At 37.5% G+C, this 19834-nt stretch carries 14 protein-coding genes; 1 reads left to right on the plus strand and 13 read right to left on the minus strand.

What is annotated here, in order from left to right:
• The 5 genes from AC4MRQ_RS13640 to AC4MRQ_RS13660 form a co-directional block, all read right to left on the minus strand.
• On the minus strand, positions 1 to 617 hold a 617-nt coding region (locus AC4MRQ_RS13640; protein WP_491198238.1), incomplete at its 3' end, for a hypothetical protein.
• 103 nt (positions 618 to 720) lie between these two features.
• Positions 721 to 1851 (minus strand): redoxin domain-containing protein, encoded by a 1131-nt coding sequence (locus AC4MRQ_RS13645; RefSeq protein ID WP_491198239.1) that lies wholly within the window; start codon positions 1849 to 1851, stop codon positions 721 to 723.
• Positions 1852 to 2024: 173 nt separating this feature from the next.
• Positions 2025 to 3419 carry a RagB/SusD family nutrient uptake outer membrane protein gene (locus AC4MRQ_RS13650; RefSeq protein WP_491198240.1) on the minus strand — a complete coding sequence of 465 codons (1395 nt, stop codon included), beginning with the start codon at positions 3417 to 3419 and terminating at the stop codon, positions 2025 to 2027.
• A 19-nt stretch (positions 3420 to 3438) separates the two neighbouring features.
• The gene (locus AC4MRQ_RS13655) at positions 3439 to 6918 is read right to left on the minus strand and encodes a SusC/RagA family TonB-linked outer membrane protein (RefSeq protein WP_491198241.1); all 3480 of its coding nucleotides are present in this window, start codon (positions 6916 to 6918) and stop codon (positions 3439 to 3441) included.
• A 102-nt stretch (positions 6919 to 7020) separates the two neighbouring features.
• Positions 7021 to 8175 (minus strand): FecR family protein, encoded by a 1155-nt coding sequence (locus AC4MRQ_RS13660; RefSeq protein ID WP_491198242.1) that lies wholly within the window; start codon positions 8173 to 8175, stop codon positions 7021 to 7023.
• A gap of 191 nt (positions 8176 to 8366) precedes the next feature.
• On the opposite strand from AC4MRQ_RS13660, the gene AC4MRQ_RS13665 reads away from it, so the two are divergent.
• On the plus strand, positions 8367 to 8924 hold the full coding sequence (locus AC4MRQ_RS13665; protein WP_491198243.1) for an RNA polymerase sigma-70 factor: 558 nt from the start codon (positions 8367 to 8369) through the stop codon (positions 8922 to 8924).
• Positions 8925 to 9026: 102 nt separating this feature from the next.
• On the opposite strand, the gene AC4MRQ_RS13670 is transcribed toward AC4MRQ_RS13665, so the two are convergent.
• The 8 genes from AC4MRQ_RS13670 to AC4MRQ_RS13705 all read right to left on the minus strand — a co-directional run bounded on the left by AC4MRQ_RS13670 (position 9027) and on the right by AC4MRQ_RS13705 (position 19687).
• Complete coding sequence (locus AC4MRQ_RS13670; RefSeq protein WP_491198244.1) at positions 9027 to 9533, minus strand: DUF6155 family protein; 507 nt, start codon at positions 9531 to 9533, stop codon at positions 9027 to 9029.
• Between the two features lie 230 nt (positions 9534 to 9763).
• Complete coding sequence (locus AC4MRQ_RS13675) at positions 9764 to 10420, minus strand: Crp/Fnr family transcriptional regulator (RefSeq protein WP_491198245.1); 657 nt, start codon at positions 10418 to 10420, stop codon at positions 9764 to 9766.
• Positions 10421 to 10579: 159 nt separating this feature from the next.
• On the minus strand, positions 10580 to 11788 hold the full coding sequence (locus AC4MRQ_RS13680) for a thioredoxin family protein (protein ID WP_491198246.1): 1209 nt from the start codon (positions 11786 to 11788) through the stop codon (positions 10580 to 10582).
• 106 nt (positions 11789 to 11894) lie between these two features.
• The gene (locus tag AC4MRQ_RS13685; protein WP_491198247.1) at positions 11895 to 12419 is read right to left on the minus strand and encodes a hypothetical protein; all 525 of its coding nucleotides are present in this window, start codon (positions 12417 to 12419) and stop codon (positions 11895 to 11897) included.
• 122 nt (positions 12420 to 12541) lie between these two features.
• Positions 12542 to 13936 (minus strand): RagB/SusD family nutrient uptake outer membrane protein, encoded by a 1395-nt coding sequence (locus AC4MRQ_RS13690; protein WP_491198248.1) that lies wholly within the window; start codon positions 13934 to 13936, stop codon positions 12542 to 12544.
• An 11-nt stretch (positions 13937 to 13947) separates the two neighbouring features.
• The gene (locus AC4MRQ_RS13695; RefSeq protein ID WP_491198249.1) at positions 13948 to 17709 is read right to left on the minus strand and encodes a SusC/RagA family TonB-linked outer membrane protein; all 3762 of its coding nucleotides are present in this window, start codon (positions 17707 to 17709) and stop codon (positions 13948 to 13950) included.
• A gap of 150 nt (positions 17710 to 17859) precedes the next feature.
• Complete coding sequence (locus AC4MRQ_RS13700) at positions 17860 to 19032, minus strand: FecR family protein (protein WP_491198250.1); 1173 nt, start codon at positions 19030 to 19032, stop codon at positions 17860 to 17862.
• Between the two features lie 112 nt (positions 19033 to 19144).
• Entirely contained in the window at positions 19145 to 19687 is a 543-nt protein-coding gene (locus tag AC4MRQ_RS13705) for an RNA polymerase sigma-70 factor (RefSeq protein WP_491198251.1), read from the minus strand.
• Positions 19688 to 19834 lie beyond the last annotated feature (147 nt).

Consider the following 19834-nt stretch of genomic DNA (forward strand, 5'->3'; position numbering starts at 1 on the left):
TGAAGCTCAATACTTATCTTATGCACCATGCTACCAAATACATTTATAACGGCATACTTGTCAGCATGCTCGATCATCCATTTAGCAGCAATAACATTAAATTCAGTTTCCATCTCGGGATGCGCATTCTGTACATCGTTCCAAAGTTGATCAGCTCTGTCACCAAGACGCTTATCTTTGTTTAGTAGTAACGATTCTAAGTACTTATCAGCATCCTCTTTAGGCCAGTTGTTTTTCACCATTTTAGTATATAGTCCGGCAAATTCGTGAATTAAATCATATGTTTCCGAGCCGATAACAACAAAGTCAAGAATATATCCTCCCCTTTCATAATCAACCGAAGCTTCTAACTTTAACTCTCCCTCTTCCAACTCAATTGGCAGGTAGTAGTTATTGTTAACAAACTTCATGACGTAGTTATCCGTTTTTAACGACTCCTGCTTAAGTGTGAAACGATCATTCTTTACTTTAACCGGCTCACCAACTTGTTCTCCCCAGTGATACAATATTACTGTATCATCACCTATACCGCGGACGTTTGCCTCTAAAGTAAATTTTTGTGCATTGATTCCCATAACCGAAAAACAGGTTATGGCTAATATTAATAGTTCTTTCATTTTTTGTTTTTTTAGTATCAAGATTTATGTATTAGGATATAAAACGGATTTTAATCCTATACTTTATCAAGAACATTTCCCATTTATAACTAATTACTTTTGCTTATTCCAGAAGCTTTTCCAACTCGGCATCAATACCTGACGGATCATTTGAACGGTAAACAATCTCTCCCTTTTGGTTGATCAGTACAACTGTTGGAATAGCATCAGCCAGGTATTTAGAAGCTACCTTCTCCTTTTTATTGTCAATCAGGTTAATCCAGCTTATATTTTCCTCATTACTGGCAGCGACCCATTTATCAGCATTGCGATCAACCGAAACACCAATTATGACGAAACCTTTATCCTTATATTTGTTATACAATTCACGCACATGAGGAAAAGCCGCACGACAAGGGCCACACCATGATGCCCAGAAATCAAGCATGATTATCTTCCCTCTAAAATCTTTTAAAGAAACGGGCTTACCATCTATATCCTCCAGGGTAAAATCAATAGCAGGCTTTCCTTTGGCCAGTTTGCTTTGTTTTTCTGAATATCCTATCAGTTTGCGCATGTCGCTATTGGTTTCTTTCAAATAACCAGGAGCCAATGATACAAGATGCTCATATTGCTCTGCCGTTAACAAGCTCTTATATCCTTTAATTGCTTCAATTATAAAGTAATCGTTCGCTGCTTCACACATCAATTCATAACGCAGGTCGTTAATCTCAGTCATCATATTAGGATTCTCCTTCATAATCATAGCCGTTGCATTTTGAAATTTCTCCCCATCAAGCGGCACCTCTGTTCGTTTACAATTATTGAAGTATAAATCCTGATACTTTTTATCATAGCGCATCATCAATGAATCTAATGTAGCCTCATAACGCCGCAAATAGTAATTATAATTGGTGCCATAAATCTGGACTTTTTGCAGATGATCGTATGCCACATGTTTCAAATCGGCAACTATTTCAATTTGATTGTTATCAAGTATTCCCGGTAAATACACCTCATTATTAATAAAATAGATAAGATATTTATTTGATTTTAGATTTGGTACATTAAATGCAAAAACACCATTTTTCACTTTAACTGTATCTGAAACAGGTGTTCCCTGAAAAAGCAATACGGCTTTATCATCACCCATATTATACACTTTTCCCTTGATATTTTCTTTTCCTGTCAGGTTTGTGCATGAGCAAGTCATGGTCACAAACAGGATCAGCAATCCTTTTAATACTAGTTTCATTTGTTGATTTTTATTGTATTATTGAAAATTCAGTAAAGCTATCGCTTGCCCATGCTTCATATTAATGGATGGGCTGAACGATTCTCACATCCATACACAATGCAAAAAACTCTTTTCCAGTCTCTTACAATACATACAAGTTCTGATACTAAACTGTATGACAGTTCTACCTGCTAACGTTCATTCTGCTCTATCTCATTATTTAAATCGATGTATAAGCGCGCAATTGGCATTATAAAATAAGGACTAGATGCCTCTATCGTATACTCTTCACCTGAAATAGTACGAGAAACTCCAATATTATCCCCATCCAGTAAATTGAAACGTTTAATATCAAATAAGCGCTGACCATTAAAACACAACTCACGTCTTCTCTCCTCCTTAACCAATCTGAGAGCGGTTTGGTCATCTGTAGCATTTAACTCATAATCAGCTCCTGTTGCATAACGTTTTTTGCGTAAAGTATTAAGGTGACCCATGGCTAAACCAATATTAGCAGATCCTCCTTTACGGGCATAACATTCAGCCAGTATCAGGTGCAATTCCGGTGTGTTGATACCAACCGTAGGCTGTCCTCCAAAAAATTTGGCAATAACAAATCCGTAGTTCGCACCAAAAACCCAATCAGGCAGGCAGTTGGTCTGATAACGCAAATCATTAGCCGCGTCATATAAATTAACCAGATCAGGGTGTATATAAAACATCGAATTGCCACTGCCCACAACTTTATTAAACACGACTTCTTTATTCTCTAAAGTGACAGGGTAGTGCAATAATATGGGAATAATAGGACTCGTACCCAAGGTATTAAAGTCAATTAGTTCGTTATGTAAAGCCAAAGCTTGTGTTGCAAAATTAGCAGCCTCATCTACATTATTCATGTATAGGTGAACACGGGCCAATAAGCCTAAGGCAGCTGCATTTGTAGGCCTGTAGTTGATGTTTAACTCTGGTGTTTCAGGTAATTTATCAACCGCATTGTTCAGGTCGGCAAGGATTTGATTGTATACGCCTTGAACGCTGGCCCGTTTCAGGCTTTCTTCAAAATCAATACCTAAACGCAATGGTACTCCTAAATCTTCATCAGCCGTGGCTGCATTGTAATGTTTCGCATACAGGTTAACCAATGCCCAATAAGCAAAGGCGCGGTGCACATAAGCTTCTGCTCTCAGGCTTTCCCTTTCCTCCAAGGTGCCATCAGCAGCATCCATTACCTGTTCAATCACCACATTGGCAATATAAATTTGATTATACAGGCCACTCCAATCACCATCTGTTTGGTCTTCGAGATAAACATGCTCTTTAAACATCAGCATGTTTAATTCTGCTTCGCGATACATCGCTTCGGAAAATGGTGTTACAGTGATATCATTACCCAGAAATATATCAGACAAGTAACAATCGATTAAACCTGAAGAACCTCCATTATATTCCGTTTGATCAAGCATTAATCGATAATCATTCAGCGCCGTTGGAATCACTTTCCCTTTTGGCACAACATCCAGGTAGTTTTCGCAAGCTGTTAAGCTCAAACAAATTAGTATGACTAAATATTTATACTTACACATTGTACTTTCTTTTTAAGGTTTAAAATGATGCTTTCAGGATAAAAGAAAATTCAGGCGTTGGAGCGAATGATACACTACTTCCTGTTACCAGATAATCCGGATCAAGGCCTGCATCATTAAAGGTAATGGTTGCCAGGTTACGCGCTTTGAAGCCAACTACCATATTGTTTATAAATGTGCTTGCCAAAACCTTCTGTGGTACCAGATAATTCAATTGCAACTCAGCTAGGCGAATGACCGAAGCAGTCTGTACCCGGTTATCTGAGTTTGCCATATACCTGTCATATATGGTCAATCCGTTTAAATCGGTTGGTGCCGCCGCAATGGATGTTATATTTTCATCTCCTGATTCCTGCCACCTTCTGGTCCAATCTTCATGTATGTAAGCACCTCCTTCAAACAATGAATTGCTATATTGAATAGTTGGCACCCTGAATTTATGCCCTAGATTATAGGTAACTGTGCTTAATAATTCAAAATTCTTATACGAGAAGTTATTTAAGAAACCACCAAAATGTTTTGGTATAGTTGTTCCCATGTATTCTAATGCATCGACAGACGATACCTCTTGTGTATAACCTGTTACTTCGTCATTTTCGTCATAAACCTGTGGTTGTCCGGTAGTTGATAAACCAGCCCAACGGTAGGCATATAAATGATCCAGTGGTTTTCCAACCAAAGGAGTACCCTGCAAATATGATGCGGCAGTCTTTAATGGTGTATCAACTTCTGTTACTTCATTTTTATTATGGCTATAGTTAAATGTAGCATCCCATTTAAAATCAGTATTTATGATGCGTCCACTCAAACTCAATTCAATTCCTTTGTTGATGAGGCTGGCATAGTTTACGAATGCTCTGTCAAATCCGTAAGTTCCGTTAATGGTGGTATTTCCCAATAAATCTTTACTGTCTCTGTAATAATAATCGACCGTTCCGTTTAAGCGGCCGTTAAACAAACCAAAATCAACACCTATATTTGTTACCCCTGTTTTTTCCCAGCGCAAAAGCGGGTTAGCCGGATTTTGAATAAATGCATATGGCAAACCAGTGGTATTACTTTGAGCAATTTCTGCAACCAAAAAAGGGCTGGTTGATTCATCAACATTACCATTAAAACCGTAACTGGCTCTCAGACTAAGTCTGTTTACGGCCTCACTCCTGAAAAAATGCTCATTGTGGATATTCCATAAAGCACCAACAGACCATAGCCATACATTATTATACTTATCATTCTTCCCAAATAAATTTGTTTTATCTAAACGGGCACTGGCATTTATTGAATAACGTTCATCGTAGGTATAGCCAACATTGGTAAAATAGGATACGTAACGGTTTAGTATTTCTGAAAAACCAATACCCGGATTTATGAACTTCTGATTTCCCCTGATATCTGTGTATTTACTTTCATAGTTTGTCCTGGCTGTTTGTAAGGTTTGACCATCGTAACCATAGTAAAGTCGATTATTGGTATTGCCTGTTACTTCGCGCACCTCTGTACCGGCCAGTGCAACTATATAATGCTTGTCAGCTATCATGCTGTTATAGTTGAGCAAACCGCGTACCGTATAACTGGCTCGCGAATATTCGGTCTGGTTTAATATCCCTCCTTCAGGAATCCCTATAACAGGAGTGCCATTATCTAAAGTGGTTGATGAGTTGATCAAGTCCCTGGTGTAATAAGTTGATTCATTATAATGTTTATCATCTTTTATGCTTGTCCACTCGTAATTATACCCTAGGCTGGCATCTAAACCATCAATTATTTCATAATTAATTTTGGCGAGCCCCACCACATGCTTTGTTATGGCTGTATTATCTTTATTATCATATTCCTGTTTCAGGTTATAATCCCAGTTATAAGGATAGCCAAGTGCAACCAGGTCTTCTTTCGTTTTTTGATCATAGCCAAAAGGTTGTGCAATATAATTGCCATTTTCATCCAAAATAGACTGATAGCGCGGCAGATCAAGCAAATGTGCATACGTTAAACCATTATTCTTATCTTCATTATAAGTGAAATTCAGTCCTAAATTCACGCTTAACTTCTTGCTTAAACTGTAGTTGTTATACAAATCGGCAATATATTTAGTCTGTTTATCCCCCTTAAAATGAGAGGTAGCATCGTCGATACTAAAAGATGCTTTTGATTGTGACTTTTCGCCCTTACTGCGCAGCATAACGGAATAATTTTGCTTGATCATGGGGCGCATAAAAAGGTCGTCAAACTCGTCATAGGCATTAATACCTGCCAATTGCTTAGCCAATTGTTCCGCAGCAACAGGGTCAGCCAGGTAAGCGGCTGTAAATTGAGATTGTGCTTGTTTAGGTATACTCACTAAATCAACCATGTTGTTATCAACCCTGAACTTTTCATATTCCATAAAAGCACTGTTGGAAGCAAACGGCAAGTCGTTAATATCAGGTGCACTACTAACAGATACCACACTTGAAACATCTACTTTAACATCCCCTCCGGTAATGCCTTCACGCCGTGTTTCAATTACAATAACACCGTTAGCGGCTCGAACACCCCAGATTGATGCTGCTGCAGCATCTTTCAGAAAAGTAATGGAACCAATGTCGTTAACATCAATGTCGTTAATGCCCCGGTTGGTTGGAAAACCATCGACCACAATCAGTGGCTCACTAATTGCATTAATTGTACTCTTCCCTCGGATACTGATCGTATTATCATCATTGACTAAAACACCGGGTACCATCCCTTCAATGGTGTTTGTAATATCCAGGTTACTTCGTCTGGCAATTTCTACGCTTCCTACCTTTCCAAAAGAACCCGCTGAACGCTCCTGAGATAGTTTCTGATAGCCCGTCACAACCACTTCTCCCAGGCCTTTAATATCTTCAACTAAAACAAAATCTATTTCCGTGCGCCCTTGAGTCGCAAATTCAAGTGTGGTATAGCCCAAACTCGAAACCTCCAATATTAAACCATCCTGATCAGGCACTTCCAATTGATATTTACCATCAATTGTTGTCACACTTCCAATTGTAGTATCTTTAACCCGAACGGCAACAAATGGAAGAGGTTCTCCTTTTTCATCTTTAACGGTTCCGGTGATAGTAATTTTCTTTTCATCCTGCCCTGTTTCCTGAACGGTTACTTTTTCCTCTGGCTTTAACGGCCTTATAATAATGTAATCATCAATTAATTCAAAGGTTAATTCGGTGTCTTTTGTAACTACTTTTAGTAATTCTTTCAATTCATAATCCTCACTTTCAATAATAATCTGATCATTTAAATCGATTTCACGATTACTGAGCAAAGTAGCAATACCTGTTTGTGCTTCAATCTCATTAAATAATTGCTCATAAGGGAGTTTATTCTTTTTGATCACAACTTTGTGTGCAAGTCCCGTCGCTGAGATCTGAAGCAAGATTGCAAATAACAGAATAAAACTATTTCTCATAATCAACAGTAGTTTTCGTGGCATACTTAGCGTACACAAAAGTGCATACCACTTCCGGTTTTTTTTCATAATTTTGTAATTAACGTTTAAAACTGTTGGGTTAAGTTTCTCAGGCGTAACCCAATTATTTGAATGAAATTAGCCAGGGGATGCTACAACATCCTTTGGCTTTTATTTTATCTCCTTGATTAAAACGGTTCTTCCTTCTATCGTTATTTCCACATTGGTTGTTTTTGCAATTAAACTCATAAAGTACTCAAAGTCAACATCCCTTTTAATACGGCCCGTAAAAGGAAACTCTGACACTGCGTTATTGGCAAAAAAGAAATCAACATTGTACCAGCGAGCCAGTTTTCGTGATATCTCCTTCATCGACATGTTTTTAAACCTGAAAATACCATCCACCCAACTGGTGTATAATGCAGTATTCACTTCCTTTAGTTCTACACGTGTTGTATTAATATTTAATTCTGCCTGCTGCCCCGGTTGTATCATGGTTTGCTGTCCATTCACCTCAAGTCCTACGCTTCCTTCAACCAGGGTTACCTGTTCTACCTCCTCATCTTCGTAACTCATCACATTAAACGCGGTACCATATACTTTTACATTCGAATGGTCGGTATGTACAATAAAAGGACTGGAAGCATTATGGGCCACTTCAAAATAAGCCTCTCCTTTCAAGGAAACCTCACGCCTATCACCTTTAAAACTGACTGGAAACTTCAGTACAGAACCAGAATTAAGCCATACTTTTGTACCGTCACTTAGTTGTAACTGGTATTCGCCTCCATACGGAATCTTAACAGTGTTGTAAATTAAATCATCGGTTTCAATATTGTTATAAGCCAAAGTGTTTAATGAATCCTGACCTACCACCTGCCCTTTATCTTTCAGTACAAATGAGGAAGTATTACTATCCAGCTCAACCTCACTACCATCACTCAGCAGAACAGTTGCCCTTTGACCTCCCGGAACAATGCTGTCGCTAAGAACCATATTCTCTTGCCCGGTATCCGACATCAGCCAGATGCTAAGACCCAAAATCAGTGGTATGGCAATGGCCGCCGCATATTTTAATACTAAGGGGATAAGGCGTCGGGATTTACCTGCCGTCCCAATTACTTTGGTAAAAGCGGCATCACTATCGATGGATTGATACAGATCGAATGAAGCTTTGATTCGCTCCTGTTTTATAACCTTTTGGTACAGGGTTTCATTCTTTTCGTCTTGCTGACGCCAACGCAAAAGAACCTGCTGTTCTTCAGGTGTTACGTCACCCAGCAATTGCTTAACAATCCATTTTTCTATTTGATGCTGTTCATTCATAGTTTAATGCCATTCTACCCCTTACACACCTCACTTTTTATTTGAGGTGACATGATTTTTTATTTTTTTAAAATAAAATTCGATTCTTATTCAATTTAACTCTTTTTGAGCGAATTAGAAGAAGAAAAAAATACTGATACTGGTTTCATTTGTTTAAAAGACATATTTTTTTCTATAATTTTGGACACAGCATGCATCAACTGACGGGAGAACATATTCAGCAAATTGCTAAGGGAAACGAACAGGTATTTAAGGAGGTTTTTGATACTTTTTATCCTCGCCTGGTTGGTTTATCCATGAAGTATGTGAATGACAAGATGGTGGCTGAAGACATTGTGATAGATATTTTTCGTAAGGTATGGGAAAAGCGTCAGTATATCTCCGAAGTTGGCTCATTCGATTCATTTCTGTATACTTCTGTGCGCAATGCCACCTTTAATCACATCCGCAATCAGAGCCGGAAAGAAAGCCATCATCAGTCCATGTTTAAAGATTTGACGGAAACGGGTTTTGACGATGCAGCTTTTGAAGAGAACATTCACCACAAATTATACCAAGCTATTGAACAGTTACCACCTCAGGGACGCAAGATATTCGAACTAAGTGTTTTGCATGGCTGGAAAGAAAAAGAAATAGCCGAAGACCTGGACATATCCGTTAACACCGTTAAAACACATAAAAAACGTGCTTTAAAGGATTTACGTGAGCGGTTGGGTAAGTATTATGTGTTCTTGTTTTTTTATTTATAAATACATTATTTCACCTCCAGGGTAATCGCTAATGACACTATGCTAAGTAAGGAATTGCCACCTCTACATGCAAACCTGGCCCATTGCCAGGCACGATGTATATTATTGTGTCAACATTCTTTCAAATCCTTGTCGATTCATCCAGTTTTGCTCTGTAGCCATATCAACAACCTGCTCTATTCTATCATTAAATTCTTTTCTGATGCCATGCTCATCGACATACTGAAGAACCTCTGAAAAAGCCTTTAGCATAGCCTTATAGAATGCCTCATGCCTGACATATTGTTCGGATGTATAAGTTTGTGCAATTTCAATATGGTAAAACATGATATCAGCCACCAACGATGGTTCTACCCCTAATCGATTAAAATGGCGAATGTATTTCTGAGCCACCGAACGCCTCATCTTTGGCTTTCGGCCATTGACAGGAAAGTACTCTTTTGAGATTTTAAGTTTACACTCTTCCATCAATTTATTTTCCTTTGGGTTGAATGCGAAATCGTAATATTCTTTAACCTCTTTAAACCGAGTGTACAAATCAATAATTTGATCTTCAAGTTGCTCTTTGCTTAATTCGTGCAGGTATAGTTTCAAATCCTTTTTGCTCATGGAACAAAAATAGGGATTAGTTGGAATATAGAGGTGGTAATAGAGGCTAATCAAGAAGGCTTTAGAAGTTTCTTACTCCCTTCATCCTGTATTGTATCGAATGTATAGTCGTTCTAAAAGAAGGGACACTTTTGCCCCTTCGTTTCCAGCAGTCAAAATGATAAGGCTAATACCTTAACAAACCTCCCACGTTTGGGAGTAGACTTCCAAAGCTATTATTTAAGTTATATTTAACGCCTGTTGCCAATTTGTATAAGTTTCCCATAGTTTAGCACTGTATATTTTAACAGCGTCTTTTTTACTATTTTCTCATTCTTTAACTCTGCCAATGTACGGATAACTGATTCGTAGGCTGCACCTACTAAACCTGCTATCTCTGATACACGTATTCTGAAAGGAAACTCATCCCCTTCCTTAATCTCAAACTTATTCATCAGCATAATAAAAACATTGGCTGTCCTGCTTCTTATGGAGCATTGAGACATGTTTAAAATGGATATGGACACTTCTTTCAAAGAAAAACACGCACTCTCAAGGATTTTATGCAGAAGTATTTTATTATTAGTAACCTCATCAACTAAATCTTCATAGTTAATCTCCAACAACTCACTGTCCTCCATGCATTCAGATGTTGAAATTTCTGGTTCATGGCTAATAAAGGAATAATAAGCTACAAAATCGCCTTCCTTTGCAATGGAAATTATTATTTGGTTTCCATTAGAATCCGCTCTATACAATTTCAACATTCCACTCCTTACGTAAAACATTGATTTAGAAATCTGACCAGCAAAACTTACAACATCCCTACGTTTAAAGTGCTTAATTTTTTTAAACGAAGCGTCCTTACTCAAGGTCTTACTATTTTTTTTACGGATTAAGTCGTACATGTTTTTTTATTAAACTCAATAAATGAAGTTCTATTTTTTTGTGAGTAGCCTGAATTCAGGTCATAAAAAAGCCCGGCACTTGGCACCTGCCGGGCTTAGCCTTACAATTGAAAATCGAGAACCCAACTGTAAAGGGTGATTATAACGAATAAACTATGCCTACATACCTGGAGTTTTAAAAGGTTTTACCTCCTCTCCTTTTTCAATGGCTCTCATAGTGTTATAGGACCAAGCCATTTTTTTACTGTCTTTATATTGTTCTGTTAGTTTCCTGTTGTCAATTGCAAACTGTTTTGCCTTTTCTTTTTCTCCGGCTTTACTAAGTAAGTAGGCATAACCACTGACAGAAAAGAAATGCGTTGGATCTTCCTCCAGGTTCTGCCTGAAGAACTTATTGATATATTTTGCATGCTCTGGCTTTATTGTCTCTGCTCTTAATGCAACAATTGTGGTTATAAAACTGAAATTATCCGGCTCTCCATACTTATTGGCATAGTTTATTATTTCAACAATATATTTTGATGGCTCAGGATTTTGACCTATACGCAGTTGTTCTATTGTATATAACTCCAATACCTGGTCTGCCACTTTCGGAAAATCCTGCTTCATTTTAGTATGGGCATCTTTCCACTCGTTTTCAGTCTGGTAATCTATCAGGCATTGTGTATACCAGCTCGCAAATGTTTTATTTTCCTTCAACTCCGGAAACCTGTCTTTATTCTTTTTTACAACGTTGTAAAATTCATTACCATATCGTGAGTTCCACAAGCATAATCCACGTCCATGTTCTTCCCATCGTGTACTTTCAGGATATAAGCTATAGACTTCCCAGGTTTCTTCTACAGACATGGGTAATCGTTCCGCATTAAAACGTGCCTCGTAATACTTCTTCAAAAAATCAGAATCTTGTCTATTTTTTTCAAAGTTGGCTTTGTACCAGGCATAATCTTTTGTTTTCTCGCCCATGGCCGCTTTTCCTAATTTAATTAGTTCTTCTCCTGATTTAGCACCAACCGGATTATCAATTAGTGGCTTGCCATTGGCATCGACAAATACCAGTGTCGGATATCCCTTTACACCAAAAAGCTTAGCAAGTTCAGGCCCTTCGCCCACTTCGGCATCAACCTTATACGATATAAAATGCTTGTTGAAAAAATCACCTACTTCTTCCTTAGTAAATTCATTTTTTGCCATCACTTTACAAGGACCACACCATTTGGTATAAAAATCGATGAATATCTTCTTGTTTTGCTTCTTTGCCTCTTTTAATAGCTCTTTATAGGTACCATGAAAGAATTTAATGCCGTGGCCGTGAGCAAATACATTTAAGCTGACTAATAATGCCAATAATAAAACTAACTTCTTCATCTGTTAAATTTTAACTGTTTACTCAAGTAATCATTTGAATTAATATAGGTTCAAGAAAGGCGTATAACCTGAATCAATTCCATTAAATGACTCATTTATTTTAAACTTACTTCTCAGCTCCCTTAACACGTCTGTAAATATGGGTAATGCTGTATCCCCTTTTATAAACATCACGTGACTTAAATTTTATCATGACCATTTCATCAAGTACGATTGTTTGAAAGGAATGCACATCCATATTTTTGGCATAAACAGTGGTAAACCCATGATACAGTTGTGGCTTTTCTTCCGGCAAATAATTGGTAAACTTTTCCAGATATTCTTTTCTTTCTTTCTCCTTACCTGGCCAATAAACCGAATCTAAAAAGTCATACAATCTGATATCCAGTTTTTTTTCTTTTAAAGTTATCTTTTGATTAAAATCTTCAGTCAGAATAAGCCCGTCGGTACCCAATAAGTAAGAGTGAATGGTTATTTCCTTTAATTCATAAACCTTGACATTTTCATTACTTTCTGTCTGTTTCTCCTGCGAAGGTTCCCCGGCATTTTGCGTTTCCGGTGCCAGAGCTTCTGCTTTATCACATGCTACCAGTATGGTTACCAGAAAAATTGTATAAAAAAGATGTTTCATAACAACTTATTAATTTCAGATAATTTTTTCCGATTAATAGAAAAATTCAGCTTATAAATTATTGCGGTATAAAAAGAAAAGCCCTCCCAGATGAGAGGGATTTTCATAAAAATTACAAACAGTTATTCGCGCGGATTTTGTTTTATCTGACCACCACCTGTTTCTATTATTCCTTCACCAATCGGAACAGCCCAATTGATACTATTTGGTCCCCAGGTTACATCATCACGAACCAAGGAAATATTCACATCGTTGTACTGCTGATTCAAACGTTTGATATCGAAGAAACGCATGCCCAAAATATTAAATTCGCGTCTTCTCTCATCAAAAATCTTATTTAAGGCATCCTGTTTATCTGTTGCCGTTAGTAAATGTTCACCTGCTTCTACCGCATCTGTAAAAAAGCGTTTTTCCCTTAAAGTATTAAGTACATCCATTGCTTCATCTTTTTTACCTTCATCCTGAGCCAGACACTCTGCTTTTATTAACATGATTTCAGGAACTGTTACACCAATTGGAAAGCCACTGCTGATGTCATTAATAACATAAATACCATCGCCATTTATTGAAGCTAATTTTGATATTCGAAGATCAAAATCCGGTTGATCAAAAGCATTAACCAATGATTCGCTATAACCTAACTCAGCCGTCGGTCCTAAAAAGGTATAATAAGCGGGTGGTAAAACTTCTTTGTACAGAATATTCTCCAGATTTTCTGCCCCTCGCGGCACCATACCAGTCAAGTCATTATAATCCATCAGGTTGGAGTTGAACGCCAAAACATCATTTGTGAGCTCTAATGCTTCTGCGTATTTACCCATATGCAGGTATACACGAGCCAACATAGCTTGTGCAGCAGCTTTATTAACCCTGTCAATAAACGGACGACCTTCTCTTAACAAATCAATGGCTTCAATCAATTCAGACTCAATAAATTCGTAAACAGCATTTACTGATGCTCTATCCAATGAAGTTTCAATATCACCAAATTGAGTTAATATGGGCACACCCGAACCACTTTCACTGGCATTAGCACTGCCATAATGCTGGCCAAATAAGTTGACTAAGCGCCAGTAAGCGTGAGCTCTATGTACTTTTGCTTCACCTACATATTGATTCTTAACAAGATCATCACCAGCCATACCGGGCGTAATCTCAATGATGTAGTTACATCTGCCGATTGAAGTATAAGGGTTAATCCACCCCTGATCTGTCTCATGGGGAAGATAGAATGTACTCTCTAAATTATAGATGTTAACCTTATGCTTAAAAAGAGGAATTAGCCCATAATAATCCTGAGCCGCCTGAAGCATAACTATATTGTCATTCACATAAAGTGCTACGGTATTATTATTACCGGGATCTCCTGATAACATCATTCCATGATCCAATAGCGCATCCACATCTTCAAGGTTTTCAGCTATTGCTGAACCTCTTGGTACAATATCTACATAGTCATCACACGATGCAAAAATCAATATTGTAAATGCTGATATAATAAGACTTATTTTTTTCATTGATCTGTTTTTTAAAATTCGAACTTAGCTCCAACAACAAATGATACTGGCGCCTTTATTCCCGGCCGGTATGCCTGTGGGAAACTTCCAGAGAAGTATACTGAACGTCCTGAAAATGGTACCGATTCCGGATCAATATCCTTTTTATTAGCTGCCCAGATAATTCCCAAGTCGCGCACCTGAAACAGCAAACTTGCACGGCTTATACCTATTTTTTGAGTTAACTCAGGATCAATTTGATAATTCAGAGTTATATCCTTTAATCGTATATGAGCTGCACTATGAATGCCATAATTCGAATAAATAAAGGCATTTTCTCTCTCTTGGTTACTCGCCTCTTCGAAACTTCTTGCCAAAGCCGGAATATCCGTATTCGTATTTTCAGGTGTCCATGCGTTGGCAATGTCTTTATGGTGTGCTCGTGTTTTTTCACTCAACTCATTATATGCTCCGTATTTAGCTACTAAATTCTCCTGGAACACATGACCAAACTTGTAGGTCATTAAAGCAGAAAGAGTAAAACTCTTATAAGAAAATACATTAGTAATACCACCATAGTGCGGAGCAACAAAAGGCTTACTGATAACCATGGCATCCTGCGGTAATTCAGCAAAATCAGGATCTGCATAACTTATTCTTTCACCATCCACAATTACTGTCGGATCACCATTTTCATCCAATCCTCCCCAATCATAAAATGCCCGTACACTAATATCCTCTCCGATAACTTTAGTGCTGCCGTTATCAACATTGGCCCAATAATTTAATGCAGAAGTAGGAACACGCTCACCATATTTTATAACACGGTTTTTAGTATATGAGTAATTTAATAAGGCTTTCCATATAAAATCTGACTTCCTTACAATATCTGCTCCTACACTTATTTCAATACCTTTGTTGGATATTTCACCATCGTTAGAATAAAGTTCAAGTGGCCATGTAAGGCCATAGGTTGGGCTTATTTCCTGTTTTACCAATAAATCGGTTGAGTTCTTGTTAAACACATCAATTGCCCCCTGAAGCCTGTCAAATAATCTAAAATCAACACCCAGGTTCAATGTAGTAGTCTGTTCGGGTGCCAGATTAGGATTGGCTGCGCTGGCAATGGTTGCATAATTTCGATTTGATATGTAATCGGTACCTGATGAATAAGAAATTGTGGTCATGGTTGTTAACCCCCTGCGCATATTACCATTTAAACCATAAGACGCTCTCAGCTTTAACTGATTCATCCATTGGCTATTTTGCAGAAAATTTTCCTTGGCAATATTCCATGAACCACTCACAGCCCAATATAGATTTTTAGATAAGCGCTTATTAATACCAAAAGCTGTAGCCTGATCAACCTTAAAAGAAGCTTCAATATTGTATTTGGCTTTATAACTATAACCAAAATTCGAAAATGAGGAAATAGTTCGGCTATCTATTTCCGGTGTATAAAGAATTGGTGGCAAATAAGCAGCATTTCCCAAATAAACATCTTCTGCAGGTATTGTTCCATTAAGATAAACCGACCACTCAAACTGATCAAACGTGACATCATATAACCCAGTTAAATCACTATAACCTACAAATTTCTGCTGATTAACCGTATAAGTTGTTTCAGCGGCTTCCATTCCAACAATTCCATTAACCACATGATCCTGAGCAAATACTTTATTAAAGCTTAAGTTACCCCTGATAATGTTGTAAGTGTTCACTGTTTCATTTCTCTCCAACCACTCTCCGTATGGGAAATCACTAACACGCTTAACTCCTGTTCCATCTCCCGGATCAACTTCTGAAATGAAGCTATTCATTTGTTGTCTCATGAAATATTGCTCAACCGGACGGTGGTTTCTGATATTACTGCCGACCCTGTTGTATTGGTATTTAAGGTCAGCTGTTAACCAGTTTGTTAGTCTGTAATTAATTCCGGTGGCTAAACGAAGGTTATTATTCGTTGATTTATTGTTTCGGTATTTCTGATCAATAATCGGGTTATATGCAATATCGTCAAATCCTTTAGTCAAGAACTCTTCCCGATACGGTGCAAACACATCTGAAATTGCCGCTGGATTACCGCTATTATCTATAATATCAGCATACCTTGGTATATAATTACCAGTATACAATTCACTAACCCCAACACCATTACGGTTATTTTCGCTACTGGCAATGCTTACATCTGCTATTAAGCTTAACTTTTTATTAAGCTTAATATCTGTTGATAAGGAGATATTAATTCTTTCAAAATCATCGCCCACACTAGGCTTATTCTCTTTAGTATGAGAAGCAGTCAGGCTGTAGTTAACATAGTTAGAACCACCACTGATGTTAACTGAATTATTAACTGCAAAACCATTTCGCAATAATTTATCTCTGAATTGTGGGAGTACATCATTATTCCCTAATGCACTTACCTGAGCATTTCTTTCCTCCTCTGTAATATCACCATTATAATAAGCCGCCCAAATTTGCTGGAAAGGGTCAAGTGTACCGTATTTTTTACCCCAGTCGTTTACATATTGTTCATATGGGACGCCAGGATACGCGAAATCCCACCAGGGAGGCTTTGGACCTTTATCTGTAATATAATTAACCGCAAGATAAGGTTTGCTTTCATTGGCTTCCCCCCTTGCCGTTTGAAATAGCTGATAATCATTCCGTAGCCTTAATTCATCCGCTGAAGAAGCAAATCCAAAATCATCAAGGTTTTGTTTGGTACCAAATGTCCAGTTCGTATTAAAAGTCACCCTTGGTTTACCTTCTTTACCACGCCTTGTGGTTATTACAATCACACCATTGGAGGCACGTAAGCCCCAAAGAGCAGTAGCTGCGGCGTCTTTCAATACATCGATTGATTCAACGGTACTCATATCTATATCGTTAAATGGCCCTTCGTAAGGAAAACCATCCACAACTATTAAAGGCTGACGATTGAGCGAGTTCCTTGCCTGCATTGCTTTATCAGCATTCTCCCCCTCCTCATCGAATGTACTCGTACCACGAAGGATAAATTCTATGCTTTCTTCACCACCGTCATGTGTAACTGAATTAATATTCAAGCCAGTTGCCAGGCCTTCCATGCGATCATCTAAATTAGTGGTAATCTGTCGTTCAATACTTTCTGAAGTTACCTTAGCAGCCGCCGAAGTGGCACGTACTTTACTGGTTTTTGTATAACCTGTTACAACTACTTCATCCAGATTTTCTATATCAGACACCAATACAATGTCAATCACGGAACGTCCTTCAACGGGTATAATTTGTGTAACAAAACCAAGACTTGATACTTCTAAAACAAGATCATCTTCAATAGGAGCCTCTAAAATATACTCCCCGTTAATTGCTGATACACAACCAAAGGTGGTGCCTTTGAAACACACCGCTGCGAAGGGTAATGGTTCTCCTTTTTCATCCTTAACAGTTCCGGTAATTTTGGTTTTCTTTTCAGGTTGTTGACTCTCTTCGACAATAACCGGTTGAGGGATTATCTTTTCTTTAATAATAATCACGTTATCAACTACCTCAAATGTCAGGTTAGTATCTGCAAGGCAACCCGATAAGATTTCTTCAACTGTAGCATCGGTGTATTGTATATCCAGATTAGTGATTTTTGCCACATCTTCAACATCATAAACAAACGTAAATTCACTGACATTTCTAATCTTCTTAAAAACCTCTTTTAATGATTGGTTTTTAAGCTGAATACTCAGCTTTGTATTCTGCGAATATACACTGGCAGTCACCTGCAAGGTTCCAACCAGTATTAACATAACAGTCAGTTTCATAACTAACAAGAGTCTACGGAGCCTCCTTTCTGAGAAACCCCAGATTAATTTTTTTTTCATAATTTTGTAATAAGAGTTTATTAATTCAATTCTTTGAGCAGAATTGTTTGATATTTAGCAATGTTTGTTGGCGCAAACATTGCTTTTTTATTATTTGCTTTTTACCAATACCGTATTGTCATCAATTTCAAAACTTAACTTATTTGTTCGTGATAAAATATCCAGCACCCTGTCAAAATCATCATAGCGCTTAAGTTCTATAGAAAAGCGTTTATTCTGAACTGTCTGATTGGCATAGAAAACATCAATACCATACCAACGCCTCATTCTCTCCATGATCGTTTTAAGATCAGCTTCTTCAAAATAAAAAACACCGTCCTTCCATAGGGTATAAGCCCGTGCATCAATTTCTTTCGTAGCAATTTCACTTCCATCATCTTTTGCTATTGACTGCTCATTTGGTTTCATGACAACACTTTTCCTTTTGTTCGTCAGCCTGACACTTCCTTCTACCAGTGTTGTTATCATTGTTTTCTGATCATCGTAAGCCTCAATATTAAATTGGGTACCTAAAACCACTACCTGATTCCCTTTCGCTTCAACAATAAAAGGTTGATCGGGCTTATGATTCACATCAAAATACACTTCGCCTTTCACCCACACTTTTCTATTCTCCCCATTAAACTGAACCGGAAATTTGATTTCAGAATCAGAATTTAACCAAACCTGTGTGCCATCAGCCAGCTTCATTTGATACTCTCCTTTAATCGGAACTCTAACGGTATTGTACAATATCATTTCGCCATTGTCTGAAGAGGCATAATTCAATTCCCCTTCTTTATTATCGATAAGCGTACCATCTTCTTCGGTGAATGATTTATTATCTGCATCTTCTAATTGAACAATTTGTCCGTTGCTAAGCTTTAGAGTTGCCTTTGAAGAGCCTGGTTCAATAACCGTTTGTTGAGCTAACTGTGGAACCTCCGTTTTTCTGGTCATGAAATAGACAGCTGACAATATAGCCCCGAACAATAATATTACAGCGATACGCCCCATCCAATCCTTTAAGCGAAGGATACGCCCTGCCTTTAATTGAGTTTGAGTCTCAATTCTTTTCCAGGCTTTATCCAAATCTAAAGCATCAACATAAGCATCTCTTTCCTTTCTTCTTTTCCCTTCTAAAATAGCCTCATACAATGCCTTATTTTCTTCATTCTCATTAAGCCATTGCTCAATTTCCTTTGATTCATCAACTGATAAATCATCAATTTGAGCCTTCGCAAGTAGGTGACTTATATGATAGCTGATTGCTTTATTGTTCATCTTATTTGTTTTTCTATATGTAGGACAAATGAAAAATAAAGAAAGATGATAGTAAGTGATATTTTTTTAGAAAAAAGCAGACACAGTATTAAACTTTCTTGAAATCAATTAATTATCCGATCAAAAGCAGAATATAAAAATAGTCCTTTAAGGATTCTTTCAGGAGTTTTAATGATTTGTATTTTAAAGTTTTTACTGTATTAACAGAAATTCCCAGACGCTCGGCAATTTCCTGATTTTTTACTCCCTGAAGCGTCAAAAGCATTATCTTTCTGCGCTGTTCAGGCAATTTATCAATAGCTTGTTGTAATATCCGATAGGTTTCCTCTTCCATCACTCGGTTGTTAAACTGAAAAAAGTCCTCCTGATCGATAGATGATGTATACTTGTCTTCAACCGTATTACGCCTGAGATGATTTAAACAGAGGTTTTTAACAGAAACGTATAAATAACTCTTTATAGACTGAATATCCAATAAAGTCTCTCGTTCATTCCATAACTTAACAAAAGCATCCTGTGCAATATCTTCCGCTAAAGTATCATCAACATAACGACGGGCAATAACACACATGGATGGATAAAGTTGATTAAACAACTCTTTAAATGCATTGGCGTCACCATGTTTAACTTTATTGTAAAGATTTTGGATGGTCATGCGCCAAAATTAAAAATAGATTATGAAATTGCCAACATTTAAAACAATTGGCCGGATTGGTTAGATACCACAATCCGCAACTGGTGGTAAATCAAAAATACCCTTTAAAATAAGCATCTACTGAAATGAGGCATTGCGTTATAATAC

The sequence above is a fragment of the Carboxylicivirga sp. genome (assembly GCF_982718395.1).

What these genes read in the sequence shown, in the direction of transcription:
- AC4MRQ_RS13645 (WP_491198239.1), bottom strand. Translation starts at nt 1,851, where the DNA reads ATGAAACTAGTATTAAAAGGATTGCTGATCCTGTTTGTGACCATGACT.
- AC4MRQ_RS13650 (WP_491198240.1), bottom strand. Translation starts at nt 3,419, where the DNA reads ATGTGTAAGTATAAATATTTAGTCATACTAATTTGTTTGAGCTTAACA.
- AC4MRQ_RS13655 (WP_491198241.1), bottom strand. Translation starts at nt 6,918, where the DNA reads ATGAAAAAAAACCGGAAGTGGTATGCACTTTTGTGTACGCTAAGTATG.
- AC4MRQ_RS13660 (WP_491198242.1), bottom strand. Translation starts at nt 8,175, where the DNA reads ATGAATGAACAGCATCAAATAGAAAAATGGATTGTTAAGCAATTGCTG.
- AC4MRQ_RS13665 (WP_491198243.1), top strand. Translation starts at nt 8,367, where the DNA reads ATGCATCAACTGACGGGAGAACATATTCAGCAAATTGCTAAGGGAAAC.
- AC4MRQ_RS13670 (WP_491198244.1), bottom strand. Translation starts at nt 9,533, where the DNA reads ATGAGCAAAAAGGATTTGAAACTATACCTGCACGAATTAAGCAAAGAG.
- AC4MRQ_RS13675 (WP_491198245.1), bottom strand. Translation starts at nt 10,420, where the DNA reads ATGTACGACTTAATCCGTAAAAAAAATAGTAAGACCTTGAGTAAGGAC.
- AC4MRQ_RS13680 (WP_491198246.1), bottom strand. Translation starts at nt 11,788, where the DNA reads ATGAAGAAGTTAGTTTTATTATTGGCATTATTAGTCAGCTTAAATGTA.
- AC4MRQ_RS13685 (WP_491198247.1), bottom strand. Translation starts at nt 12,419, where the DNA reads ATGAAACATCTTTTTTATACAATTTTTCTGGTAACCATACTGGTAGCA.
- AC4MRQ_RS13690 (WP_491198248.1), bottom strand. Translation starts at nt 13,936, where the DNA reads ATGAAAAAAATAAGTCTTATTATATCAGCATTTACAATATTGATTTTT.
- AC4MRQ_RS13695 (WP_491198249.1), bottom strand. Translation starts at nt 17,709, where the DNA reads ATGAAACTGACTGTTATGTTAATACTGGTTGGAACCTTGCAGGTGACT.
- AC4MRQ_RS13700 (WP_491198250.1), bottom strand. Translation starts at nt 19,032, where the DNA reads ATGAACAATAAAGCAATCAGCTATCATATAAGTCACCTACTTGCGAAG.
- AC4MRQ_RS13705 (WP_491198251.1), bottom strand. Translation starts at nt 19,687, where the DNA reads ATGACCATCCAAAATCTTTACAATAAAGTTAAACATGGTGACGCCAAT.